10 protein-coding genes are annotated in these 11,258 nt (G+C 63.0%); 7 read left to right on the top strand and 3 right to left on the bottom strand.

The window, feature by feature from the left end; genetic code table 11:
* The first annotated feature begins 291 nt into the window (after nucleotides 1–291).
* From GM658_RS02365 to GM658_RS02350, 4 genes are read left to right on the top strand one after another with little or no spacing between them, the layout of a single operon-like run.
* Nucleotides 292–1,698, top strand: coding sequence for a DUF2868 domain-containing protein (locus GM658_RS02365; protein ID WP_155452394.1), 1,407 nt, complete (start codon nucleotides 292–294; stop codon nucleotides 1,696–1,698).
* Nucleotides 1,695–3,158, top strand: a complete 1,464-nt coding sequence (locus tag GM658_RS02360) for a DUF3482 domain-containing protein (protein WP_155452393.1) — start codon at nucleotides 1,695–1,697, stop codon at nucleotides 3,156–3,158. The genes GM658_RS02365 and GM658_RS02360 overlap by 4 nt, the downstream gene beginning before the upstream one ends.
* Before the next feature lie 44 nt (nucleotides 3,159–3,202).
* On the top strand, nucleotides 3,203–4,633 hold the full coding sequence (locus GM658_RS02355; RefSeq protein ID WP_155452392.1) for an aldehyde dehydrogenase family protein: 1,431 nt from the start codon (nucleotides 3,203–3,205) through the stop codon (nucleotides 4,631–4,633).
* On the top strand, nucleotides 4,617–5,531 hold the full coding sequence (locus GM658_RS02350) for an AraC family transcriptional regulator (RefSeq protein ID WP_155452391.1): 915 nt from the start codon (nucleotides 4,617–4,619) through the stop codon (nucleotides 5,529–5,531). Before GM658_RS02355 ends, GM658_RS02350 begins: the two co-directional genes overlap by 17 nt.
* On the opposite strand, the gene GM658_RS02345 is transcribed toward GM658_RS02350, so the two are convergent.
* Complete coding sequence (locus GM658_RS02345; RefSeq protein ID WP_155452390.1) at nucleotides 5,528–6,256, bottom strand: SDR family oxidoreductase; 729 nt, start codon at nucleotides 6,254–6,256, stop codon at nucleotides 5,528–5,530. The genes GM658_RS02350 and GM658_RS02345 overlap by 4 nt on opposite strands.
* Nucleotides 6,257–6,359: 103 nt before the next feature.
* Between GM658_RS02345 and GM658_RS02340 the strand changes: the two genes are divergently transcribed.
* Together GM658_RS02340 and GM658_RS02335 are read left to right on the top strand one after the other, a co-directional pair.
* Nucleotides 6,360–7,283, top strand: coding sequence for a LysR family transcriptional regulator (locus tag GM658_RS02340; protein ID WP_155452389.1), 924 nt, complete (start codon nucleotides 6,360–6,362; stop codon nucleotides 7,281–7,283).
* A 51-nt stretch (nucleotides 7,284–7,334) separates the two neighbouring features.
* Nucleotides 7,335–8,258: an exopolyphosphatase gene (locus GM658_RS02335; RefSeq protein ID WP_155452388.1), complete on the top strand. Its 924-nt coding sequence runs from the start codon at nucleotides 7,335–7,337 to the stop codon at nucleotides 8,256–8,258.
* Nucleotides 8,259–8,325: 67 nt separating this feature from the next.
* On the opposite strand, the gene GM658_RS02330 is transcribed toward GM658_RS02335, so the two are convergent.
* Both GM658_RS02330 and GM658_RS02325 read right to left on the bottom strand, forming a co-directional pair.
* Nucleotides 8,326–9,585 (bottom strand): nitronate monooxygenase, encoded by a 1,260-nt coding sequence (locus tag GM658_RS02330; protein WP_155452387.1) that lies wholly within the window; start codon nucleotides 9,583–9,585, stop codon nucleotides 8,326–8,328.
* 13 nt (nucleotides 9,586–9,598) lie between these two features.
* Complete coding sequence (locus GM658_RS02325; protein ID WP_155452386.1) at nucleotides 9,599–10,084, bottom strand: YajQ family cyclic di-GMP-binding protein; 486 nt, start codon at nucleotides 10,082–10,084, stop codon at nucleotides 9,599–9,601.
* A gap of 134 nt (nucleotides 10,085–10,218) precedes the next feature.
* Here GM658_RS02325 and murB point away from each other — a divergent pair, with 134 nt between their 5' ends.
* A complete protein-coding gene (murB, locus tag GM658_RS02320) occupies nucleotides 10,219–11,244 on the top strand; it encodes a UDP-N-acetylmuramate dehydrogenase (RefSeq protein ID WP_155452385.1) in 1,026 nt (341 codons plus the stop codon).
* The last annotated feature ends 14 nt before the right edge of the window (nucleotides 11,245–11,258 follow it).

Below are 11,258 nucleotides of genomic sequence, written 5' to 3'. Positions count from 1 at the left end.
AAAATACTAGGGGCAGCAAAATCGATTGTCAATAAAATACGCCGGGAATCGGCAGGAAGTGTGGGGTTTCCGTCATCAAACTGGAAACGTTTCCATTCTGGTCAGCGCAATATAGCACCGTTCAAAATTTGAAGTCAACAGCCTGAACGTACGTTATGCGCAACGAAAGTGGGAACGTTTCCACATGGCGGGCTGATACCATCAACGGTGCGTGGCTGTTGGCAGGAATGACTGGTGGTACACTCGGTGCATGAGTGCAATCAATATTGCTGCTGCCTGTGTGGAGGGCTGATGAAAGAAAAGACAGCTCGTGCCATCTTGCTGGTCAAGGCGATTGAGGAGGCTGACCGGCAAAAGGAAGTGCTGACCGAGGATGACCGCAAATTCGCCAGCCGCACTGCGCGCGAACTGGCGCACTGGCAAGCCGCAGAATCCCGTTCGGCAGCCACGCTTCCCAATTTCCTTTACCATCGCGCGGACCAGCTGCTCAAACGCCTGGCGTCGCGCCACAAGCTTTTTGCCGGCGTTGCGAAAGGCCACAGCGGCTTGTGGGGCGCCAGCTGGCTGCTGCCGCTGGCAGCGCTGCTGGTGGGCAGCATGGCGGAGCATTTCAGCAATGCGCACCGCGTCGACCTGCTGTCGCGTCCCCTTCTCGGCATCATCGCCTGGAATTTGTTGGTCTACCTTCTGATCGTCGTTTGGGCGGTTCTGCCGGCGCGCCGCGCCGGCTTGCGGCGCGGCCTGGCCAATCGCATGGGACTGGGGGGCGGGCATGTGCCGCGCCGCCTGCCGCACGCATTGTCTGCCGGTGTCCTGCAATTCATGGTGGACTGGGCCCGCCTCAGTGCGCGGCTGAACATGGCGCGCATTGCACGCATCCTGCATTGGTCGGCCGCGGCATTTGCGATTGGCGCCGTGCTGTCGCTGTATTCGCGCGGCATTGTCGAACAATATGCCGCCGGCTGGGAAAGCACCTTCCTGAATGCGGGCCAGGTGCACCAATTACTATCGCTGGTGTTCATGCCGGCGGAACTGGTATTTGGCCTGCAGGGCTTTTCGCTGGCCGAGGTCCGCTCGCTGCAGGACTGGAGCGCGGCGCACCCCGGCAACGGCGCGCGCTGGGTCCACCTGTATGCGGCGAGCCTGCTGCTGTACGTGATTCTTCCGCGCATTGTCCTGGGCCTCGTGGCCGCGCTGCGCGCCATGTTCTTGCGCCAGCGCTTCCCGCTCGACATGGACCAGCCTTACTTCCACCAATTGTCGGTGGCGGCCGGCGGGGAACCGGGCCTGTTGCGCGTGCTGCCTTACAGCCTGACGGTGGATGAGGCGCGCAGCAAGGGACTGGATGTCGTGGCCCAGGACATGCTGGGAGAGCAGGCCCGCGTGCGCCTGCTGCCGCAGGTAGCTTATGGCAGTGAAGCGCCGCCGCTGGAGGCGGGAGAAGGGGTGACCAATGCGGTGTTGTTCGGCATTGCCGCCACGCCGGAGCAGGAGAACCACGGCGTCTTTCTCGCGGCGCTGGGCCGGGGCAAGCGCCTGGTGGCGCTGCTCGACCAGTCGGCAATGGCGGCGCGTACCGACGCCAGCCGACTGCGTGAGCGCATCGAGCTGTGGCGCGAATTCTGCATCCTGCACGGCGCAGAACCCAGGGTGGTGGACTTGCTGGCGCCTGAAACCGTCGATGGAGGCGCAGCATGAGCGGCGCCCCGGTCACCATCCAGCTGGCGCTGGTCTCGCACACCAATAACGGCAAGACCACATTGGCGCGCACCTTGTTGGGCACCGACGTCGGCGAAGTGCGCGACGCGGCCCACGTCACGGCCTTCGCCGAAGCGCACGCTTTGATGCAAACACAGCATGGCGACCGCCTTGTGCTGTGGGATACGCCGGGATTCGGCGATTCGGTACGCTTGATGAAGCGTCTGGCCATGATGGGCAACCCGCTTGGCTGGTTCCTGCGCGAAGTGCTGGACCGCTATCGCGACCGCCCGTTCTGGCTTAGCCAGCAAGCATTGCGCGCCGCGCGTGACGAAGCCGACGTGGTGCTCTACCTGGTCAACTCCACCGAGAACCCGGGCGATGCCGGCTACATTCCGGCCGAAATGCGCATCCTCGATTGGCTGGGCAAACCCGTTCTGGTGCTGCTGAACCAGATGGGGCCACCGCGCCCGCTGCCGGAAGAACAGTCGGAGCTGCTGCGCTGGAAAGACTTCATGCTGCAATTCGGCCAGGTGCGCGAAGTGCTGCCGCTGGATGCATTCGCGCGTTGCTGGGTGCATGAACGGGTGTTCTACGATGCGCTGGGCGCGCTGGTAGGGCCACCCAAACAGGAAGGTTATGAGCGCCTGTTCTCGGTGTGGGAAGAAACCAATGCCCGCCGTTTCAAACAATCCATGGCGGTGATGGCGCAACAGCTGACCGACGCCGTGCGCGACAAGCAGGTCGTGGAAAGGGTGGAACGGGGCATGCTTACTTCCGCGCTGAAAGTCATCGGCATCGGCAAGGGTGAGGATCGCAAGCGGCAGGAAAGGGCAATGAACACCCTGATCGGCCGCCTCAATATCGCGATCGGACAGGCGACGGTGCACCTGCTGGCGCTGCACAGGCTCGATCCCAGCGAAGCGCCAAAAATCAATGCCCGCGTCAGCAGCAATTTCGTGGTGAAGGCGCCGGTGGAGAAAGCGCAGGCTGCACTGCTGGGCGCCATCATGTCGGGCGCCGCTACGGGCCTGTCGGCCGACCTGGCCGCGGGCGGGCTGACATTGGGTACTGGAGCACTGCTGGGCGGCGTGATCGGCGCGCTGGCGTTTTCCGGCGCCGCCTGGGGCTTCAATGTCGGCACCGACCGCAAAGTGCCGGTGATCACGCTGTCGGATGAATTCCTGCGCACGCTGCTGGTGTCCAGCGTGCTGCGCTACCTCGCCGTTGCCCACTTCGGCCGGGGCCGCGGCAATTTCGTGGAGGGCGAAGCGCCCGCCTTCTGGCAGGAGGAAGTGGAGACCGCCGTCGCCGCACGCGAAGAACAGGTGGCGGACCTGTGGCGGCAGTTGCGCGAAGCGGAGACGCCGGAACTGGCGCCGGCCAGTGCCCTCTTTATAGCCATTACAAAGGAAGTGCTGGAACGCCTGTACCGGCAGGATCAGGCAATCATCGCCTAGTTTTGTTCTACCGCATCCGGGCCCGGCGCGCCTAAGATGGGGGCATGAAAACCATCGACCACCTCTACATCAACGGTGAATTCGTCACGCCGCACGGCAGCGAATTCATGGAGTTTGCCAACCCATCCACCGGCGCTCCGCTGACCCGCGTGCGCCTGGCGGATGAGACGGATGCGCAGCGTGCCATCGCCGCCGCCAAAGCCGCTTACCCTGCGCTTTCCGGCAGCAGCCGGGAACAACGCATGGACACGCTGCAACGCCTGCACGATGCCGTGCGCGAAGGCGAGCACGAATTGATCGAAGCCATGCTGGACGAATACGGCGGCCCGCTGGCCACTACCACGGGCACGGTGCGCCGCGCCGCAGCCAGCTTCGCCGTCGCGAAAGAGCTGTTGGCCGGCTACGACTTCGTGCGCCAGCTTGGCAGTGCGCGCGTGCAGATGGTGCCGCTCGGCGTGGCGGGCCTGGTGACGCCCTGGAACGCGAACTACAGCTTCATCTGCGGCAAGCTGGCGATGGCCATTGCTTCCGGCAGTACGGCGGTGATCAAGCCCAGCGAAATGAGCGCAATGCAGACCGCGGTCCTCACCGGTCTGCTGCACCGGGCCGGCCTGCCGCCGGGCGTGTTCAACATCATCACCGGCCGCGGTGACACGGCCGGCGCCGAAATCGTACGCCATCCCGACGTGGCGAAAATCTCCTTCACTGGTTCCACCGCAGTGGGCAAGGCTATTGCGCGCGGTGCTGTGGAGACCATGAAGCGGGTGACGCTGGAGCTGGGCGGCAAATCGCCCACTGTATTGCTGGACGACGCCAATTTCGAGAAAGCCATGCCCTTGGCCATTGCGGCGGCAACTTTCAACAGCGGCCAGGCATGCCTGGCCGGCACGCGCCTGCTGGTGCCGCTGCACCGGCTGGACGATGCCAAGCGCCTGGCTGCTGCCGAAATGTCCAGGCTGAAGGTCGGGGACCCGCGCGACCCGGCCACGCGCATCGGCCCGATGGTCAGCCGCCGCCAGTGGGAGCGCGTGCAGCACTATATCCGCCTGGGCCTGGAAGAGGGCGCGGAGCTGCTGGTTGGCGGCGAAGGCAAGCCGCAAGGGCTGGAAGCGGGCAATTTCGTGCGGCCCACTGTATTCGCCAACGTGCATAACGGCATGGCCATCGCACGTGAAGAGATTTTCGGCCCCGTGCTGTCGATCATCAGCTACCGCACGGAGGAAGAAGCCGTGCAGATCGCCAACGACACGGACTACGGCCTGCATGCCTATGTCTTTTCCGGCGATGTGGCGCGCGCCAACCGCGTGGCGTCGCAGATTGTGGCAGGCAGGGTGTTCGTCAATGGGCTGTATGATGAACCCTTGGCGCCGTTCGGCGGGTTCAGGCAATCGGGCCTGGGCCGCGAGTTCGGCATCCATGGATTGGAAGCCTATCTCGAACCGAAGGCCATCATGGGCTATGAAACGACACTCTGAGCTGCTGCAGGTATTGCGCCAGGCCGTGGCCCGGCATTTCCGCGGCACTGGGCATGAACGCCGGGATATCGTCACCGCCATCCCCTGGCTGACGCTGATCCGCATTCCCACGCCCACAGAAGCTGGGCGGGGCTTGCTGCAGCCTTCCATGTGCCTGCTGGTGCAGGGCGCCAAACAGACGCTGGTCGGTCCGGAGCTGGTGCAGTACGGCCCCGGCGACTACCTCCTTGCAGCTGTCACGATGCCGGTATCCGGCCAGGTCACGGCGGCCACGCTGGCGCGGCCGTATTTAGGCGTGCGCGTCGATTTTGAAGCCCGGGAAATCGCGGCCTTCATCTTGGAAATGCAGATCGCCCCGCCACCGCCCGCGCAACTGCCGGCCACCTACGTTGAAGCGGCCGGCGCCGGGCTGCTGGACGTTGTGGCGCGGCTGCTGGCGCTGCTGGACAAACCGCGCGACATTCCGGTGTTGTCACGCCTGCTGAAGCAGGAGTTGTTCTACCACCTGCTGATGGCGCCGGGCGGCGCCGCGCTGCACATCGCGGTGCGTGGCAGCGGCAAAGAACAATCGATCGGGGAAGCGATCCAGTGGATACGCCAGCATTTCGACCAGCCGCTGCGCATTGAAACGCTGGCCAGGGAAGTGCGCATGAGCGCCTCCGTCCTGCACCGCCGCTTCAAGGCCATGACGGTGATGAGCCCATTGCAGTACCAGAAGCAGGTGCGCCTGCTGGAAGCGCGCAAGTTGCTGATGGCCGGCGGCGTGGAGGCAGCCACGGTGGCCTTCAAAGTGGGCTACGAAAGCCCTTCGCAATTCAGCCGCGAATACCGCAGGATGTTCGGCGCCTCGCCCAAGCAGGACGCCGAACAGCTGCGGCAGTCGCACTTCGCGCCTTAGGCGGCGAAGCCACCGTCGATATTGAGACCTGCGCCGGTCACGTAGGCCGCTTCATCGCTGGCCAGGTAGGCCACCATCCCAGCAATTTCTTCGCCGCGCGCGTGACGCTTGATCGGCATCAGGTCGTGCAGGGCCTTGGCAAAGTCGCTGTGCGCCGGGTTCATGTCGGTATCCACCGGGCCTGGCTGCACATTATTGATGGTGATGCCGCGCGGGCCAAGGTCGCGCGCCAGGCCTTGCACCAGGCCAGTCAGCGCCGACTTGCTCATCGCATAAATCGAACCGCCAGGGAAGGGCATGCGCTCGGCATTGGTGCTGCTGATATTGATCACGCGGCCGCCGGCCTTCATATGTGCCACTGCTGCCTGGGTGGCGGCGAACACGGCGCGCACGTTGACGGCGATGGTGTTGTCGAAGGCTTCCATCGTCAGTTCGGAAACGTCGCCCAGGTGCAGCACGCCGGCGTTGTTGACGAGGATGTCGAGGCGGCCGAAACGGCGCGCGATGTCGTCGATGGCGGCGCGGGTGGCTGCGACGTCGGTGGCGTCGACTTTCAGCGCGATGGCCTGGCCGCCCGCGGCCTGGATTTCACTGGCCAGCGCGTCGGCGGCAGCGCCCGAGCTTTGGTAGGTGAAGGCGACGGTTGCACCGTCCTTGGCCAGGCGGCGCACGATGGCGGCGCCGATGCCGCGGGAACCACCGGTAACGAATGCGATTTTGCTCATGATTTGCTCCTACAAGTTTGGTTGGGATGAAGCCAGTATGGTTCACGCATTGCGATGCGACTAGCTGGTAATATTAGCTATCACTTTCAACCAAAGGTATCAAATGGAGCCATTGAACCTGCTCGAAGCCTTCCTGCAGAGCGCCGAATGCGCCGGCTTCTCGGAGGCGGCGCGCCGCCTGGGCCTGACCCCGGCCGCCGTCAGCAAGAACGTGGCGCGGTTGGAAGGCCGCCTCGGCGTGCGCCTGTTCCAGCGCAGCACGCGCCGGCTGGCGCTGACCGAAGCCGGCGAACGCTTGCTGCAGCAGGTGCGCGGTCCGCTCACCGAGCTGCAAGGCGCCATCGCCGACGCTGCGCAAGGCGCTGGAGAGCCGGCCGGGACGCTCAAGGTGGCGCTGGCGCATGGCGTGGGGCGCATGTATATCCTGCCCTTGCTGAAAGGCTTCCTGCAGCGCTATCCGGGCGTACAGCACGACTGGCGCTTCGACAACCGCGTGGTAGACCTGATCGGGGAGGGCTATGACGTCGCCATTGGCGGCGGCATCGACCTGGCGCCAGGCGTGGTGGCGCGCGAGCTGGGGCGGCCATGGGTCCTGGTCACGGCGGCGCCTTCCTACCTGGCGGGGCGCCAACTGCCGCGCCACCCGTCCGAGCTAGCGGGCTGGGAAGGCATTGCGCGCCGCTCGGCCGAGAGCGGACGCCTGCGCGACTACCTGCTGCGCAATGCCGCCGGCGAGGAGGCTGTGGCTGAGTTTCGCCCCGTCGCCACCTTCGACGATCCGGAAGCGATGGCGCAGGCGGCCTGCATGGGACTGGGCGTGGCGCTGCTGCCCGGACCACACGCGGCGCCGCTGCTGGAATCGGGGCAGCTGGTGCGCCTGCTGCCGGACTGGCATGCCGAGGTCGGGCCCCTGTCGATCTACTATTCGAGCAAGAAGCTGTTGCCGGCCAAGACCCGGGCTTTCGTCGACTATGTGGTTGCGCAATTGCGGGCACAAGACTTTGCGGGGCGTCTCGACAGGCTTTGAAACTTCACGGTACTATGGGTCTCCAATTCATCAGCGATAGGGGTGCCTTCCATGAAGTTCCGCCTAGTTACCCGCAGTGATTTTGATGGCCTGGTGTGCGCGGTGCTGCTCAAGCACCTGGACTTGATCGACGAGATCCTGTTCGTGCACCCGAAGGACATGCAGGACGGGAAAATCGCCATTACCAGCCGCGATATCACCACCAACCTTCCTTATGTAGCGGGCGCCCACCTGGCGTTCGACCACCACCTGTCCGAGACCATCCGCAATACGGGCGACCGCCAGAACCACGTCATCGATCCCAATGCGCCGTCAGCCGCACGCGTGGTGTATGACTACTACGGCGGCGGCAACAAGTTCCCCTCAGCCTGGAACGACATGATGCTGGCGGTGGACAAAGGCGATTCGGCGCAGTTCAACCGTGACGAGGTGCTGAATCCCAAGGGCTGGGACCTGCTGAACTTCCTGATGGACGCGCGCACGGGGCTGGGGCGCTTCCGCGACTTCCGCATCTCGAATTACAACCTGATGATGGATTTGATCGACTACTGCCGCTCGCACACGATTGATGAAATCATGGCGCTGCCTGACGTGAAAGAACGCAGCGACCTGTATCACGACCATGCGGAGAAGTGCAAGGAGCAGATCCGCCGTTGTTCGACGGTGCACAAGAACCTGGTGGTGCTGGACTTGCGCAACGAGGAGACGATTTATGCGGGTAATCGCTTCGTCATATATGCCCTGTACCCTGAGCAGAATATCTCGATCCACGTGCTGTGGGGGCTGAAGAACCAGAATACCGTGTTCGCCACGGGTAAGTCGATCCTGAATCGGTCCTCGAAGACCAATATCGGTGCGCTGATGCTGGAATACGGCGGCGGCGGGCATGAGAATGCCGGCACTTGCCAGGTGGAGAATGAGATGGCGGAGGAGGTGTTGGGCGCTTTGATCGTGCGCATCAACAAAGAGGGCTGATTAACCCGGTAAACCTGGGTCAGACCCAAGGGTCTGACCCCGCCGTACCGGGTTTTGGCAAGCTGTATTAGAACTCTTTCTCAGGTAAAGCTATAGAATTATCGGTCGAGAACTGGTAGTCCTTGAACACATGTTCCGCCGTCAGCAGCTGGTAGGAACCATCCGGCTTCTTGAATGAAGTGTCCTTCAGGCGGTAGGTGTAATGACCGCAAGTCCAGCAGTTGAAGTTGCGCATGTGGGTGCACAGGCAAGTCTTGTCCATCACCTTGATGCCCTTGTCGCTGCCGCCGTTCGCCACCACTTCGCGATTATACGAATTGATGTAAGCACAGTTGCCGGTCGCATCGAGCAGGTAGCCGTAGGATTCGCAGCCGGGACGGATGCCGGCGCCGATCGCTGGAGTGCTCTTCAGCATGCGCATCGGATAACCGGTAGGCGAAATGCCATTGACGATCACGTCGTCCTCGGTCGCCTTGAAGTATTCCTGCTTCACATCGTCAGGCAGGCCGCATTCCTTGGTCACGGTAAAGCGGGTCGCCACCTGCACGCCGGCCGCGCCCATTTCCAGGAAGGACACAGCGTCGCTGCCGGTGAACACGCCGCCAGCGGCGATCACTGGCACGTCCAGGTTTTCCGCCTTCATGTAGTCCAGGATCTCCTGCACGATCTGGTGCAGGTCGAATTCCTTCCAGTCTTCCAGCCCGAAGCCCAGGTGGCCGCCGGCCAGCGGGCCTTCCACGATCACGTAGTCGGGCAGGCGGTTCAGCTTCTGGTTCTTGCGCAGGAAGATCTGCAGCGCGCGCACGGAGGACACGATGATGCCCAGCTTCGCCTCGCGGAAGCGCGGATGGTCGGCCATCAGCGCGAAGGAACCGAAGTGCAGGCCGGCCGACAGGGTGATGCCGTCGATGCCAGCGTCCAGCGCCGCGTTCAGGCGGGTGCGCAGGGTTTCCTTCGGACCGTTCATGGTCAGCTTTTCCATGCAGTTTACGAAGATCAGGCCAGGGCCTTCCTTGCGCTGCATGGTGTCGCCGATGTGGCGGCGCTGTGCTTCAGCCAGGCGGCCGAGGTCGAACTGCACCTCGGACTTGTCCATATTATTGATGTTGTGCTTATACAGCTTGGTCTTGTCCTTGACGAAAGTGGTGTCGAACTTGCGGTCCGAGACATCCTCCACCATCGCATCGGAAATATGGCCGATGCCGCCAAGGCGCGCCGCTTCCAGCGCCAGTTCGGTCGTGGAAATGTCCACGCCCATCCCGCCGATCATGATTGGCACATACTCTTTGTCGCCAAACTTGAGGCGGAAATCGTCAACACGTTTCATTACAGTCCTTCGATCAATCGCGGAAATTATTGAATTCCAGTGGCGTGTCCGGCACGTCCTTACGCAGCAGCTGCATCGCAGCCTGCAGGTCGTCGCGCTTGGCGCCGCTCACGCGCACCGACTCGCCCTGGATGCTGGCCTGGACCTTCATCTTGCTTTCCTTGATAACCTTGGTGATCTTTTTCGCGGTATCGGAATCGAGACCGTTTTTCACCTTGATGACCTGCTTGACTTTGTCCCCACCAATTTTCTCTACCTTGCCTTCGTCGAGGAAGCGCACGTCGACCTTGCGTTTGGCCAGCTTGTTGGTCAGCACATCGCGCACCTGGCCAAGCTGGAACTCCGAATCGGCAAATGCCGTCAGGTCGTTTTCTTTTTGTTCAACGCGCGCATCGCTGCCCTTGAAGTCGAAGCGGGTCGAGATTTCCTTGTTGCTTTGGTCGACGGCGTTGCGCACCTCGAACATGTCCGCTTCGGATACTACGTCAAACGATGGCATATTCTTTCCTTTACAATGAAGCAACCGCCCAGAGGGCGGACTCAAAAGAAGCGACATTTTAACGGACAAACAAGCGAACGCTCGGTCGTTTTTGTCATAATTGCACTATAATCGAGCAAAAACTTGATCTGCCCATGCCTTTCCCCGAAATTCTCCAGCACGACCACCCACTAAAGCATTTAAATACCTTCCGTATTGATGTACGCGCCAAACATTACCTGCGCGTGACATCGGTGGACGACTTGCGCGCCGCCCTGGCCGATGCGCAGCTGGCCGCCATGCCGCGCCTGGTGCTCGGCGGCGGCAGCAACCTGCTGCTGACGCGCGACTTCCCGGGCCTGGTGCTGCACATCGCGCTGGAAGGCCGCGAAATCCTGGCCGGCACCGCGACCCACCACCACGTGCGCGCCGCCGCCGGCGAAACCTGGCACGACTTCGTGCAGTGGACGCTGGCGCAAGGCGTGGGCGGGCTGGAAAACCTGTCGCTGATCCCCGGCACCGTGGGCGCAGCACCGATCCAGAATATTGGGGCGTATGGGGCGGAAACCAAGGACTATTTCCTCTCGCTGAGCGCGTTCGATCCCGCTACCGGCGAAGTGCGCGTGATGGACGGCGCCGCTTGCCGTTTCGCCTACCGCGACAGCGTATTCAAGCACGAAGGGCGGGAGCTGATCATCCTGGACGTCAGTTTCGCCCTGCCGCGCGCCTGGCAGCCGAATTTGCGCTATGCGGAACTGGCCAACGCCGTCGCGGAGCAGGGCATCGCCGCCCCGACGCCGCAGCAAGTGGCCGACACCGTCATCGCCATTCGCCGCCGCAAGCTGCCGGATCCCGCGCAGATCGGCAATGCCGGCAGCTTCTTCAAGAATCCTGTGGTCAGCGCCGAGCAGTGCGCTGCGCTGCTCGAGCAGTTCCCGACGCTGGTGCATCACCGCCAGCCCGACGGCAGCGAAAAACTGGCGGCAGGCTGGCTGATCGACCAATGCGGCTGGAAAGGGCGCAGTATGGGCGCCGCCGGCGTCTATCCGAAACAGGCGCTGGTGCTGGTGAATAACGGCGGCGCCAGCGGCGCCGAAGTGCAAGCGCTGGCGGCCGCCATCCAGGCCGACGTCTGCGCCCGCTACGGCGTCATGCTCGAGCCGGAGCCAGTATTCATTTAAATGCCGGGGGCGGA

The organism is Massilia eburnea (genome assembly GCF_009720745.1).
Taxonomy (GTDB): domain Bacteria; phylum Pseudomonadota; class Gammaproteobacteria; order Burkholderiales; family Burkholderiaceae_D; genus Rugamonas; species Rugamonas eburnea.
Note: the sequence above shows the minus strand (reverse complement) of the source record. Positions and strands in the feature narration are given on the sequence as shown.

Excerpts from the sequence above, each read along its gene's own strand:
- GM658_RS02365 (WP_155452394.1), top strand. The coding sequence starts at position 292 with ATGAAAGAAAAGACAGCTCGTGCCATCTTGCTGGTCAAGGCGATTGAG.
- GM658_RS02360 (WP_155452393.1), top strand. The coding sequence starts at position 1,695 with ATGAGCGGCGCCCCGGTCACCATCCAGCTGGCGCTGGTCTCGCACACC.
- GM658_RS02355 (WP_155452392.1), top strand. The coding sequence starts at position 3,203 with ATGAAAACCATCGACCACCTCTACATCAACGGTGAATTCGTCACGCCG.
- GM658_RS02350 (WP_155452391.1), top strand. The coding sequence starts at position 4,617 with ATGAAACGACACTCTGAGCTGCTGCAGGTATTGCGCCAGGCCGTGGCC.
- GM658_RS02345 (WP_155452390.1), bottom strand. The coding sequence starts at position 6,256 with ATGAGCAAAATCGCATTCGTTACCGGTGGTTCCCGCGGCATCGGCGCC.
- GM658_RS02340 (WP_155452389.1), top strand. The coding sequence starts at position 6,360 with ATGGAGCCATTGAACCTGCTCGAAGCCTTCCTGCAGAGCGCCGAATGC.
- GM658_RS02335 (WP_155452388.1), top strand. The coding sequence starts at position 7,335 with ATGAAGTTCCGCCTAGTTACCCGCAGTGATTTTGATGGCCTGGTGTGC.
- GM658_RS02330 (WP_155452387.1), bottom strand. The coding sequence starts at position 9,585 with ATGAAACGTGTTGACGATTTCCGCCTCAAGTTTGGCGACAAAGAGTAT.
- GM658_RS02325 (WP_155452386.1), bottom strand. The coding sequence starts at position 10,084 with ATGCCATCGTTTGACGTAGTATCCGAAGCGGACATGTTCGAGGTGCGC.
- murB (WP_155452385.1), top strand. The coding sequence starts at position 10,219 with ATGCCTTTCCCCGAAATTCTCCAGCACGACCACCCACTAAAGCATTTA.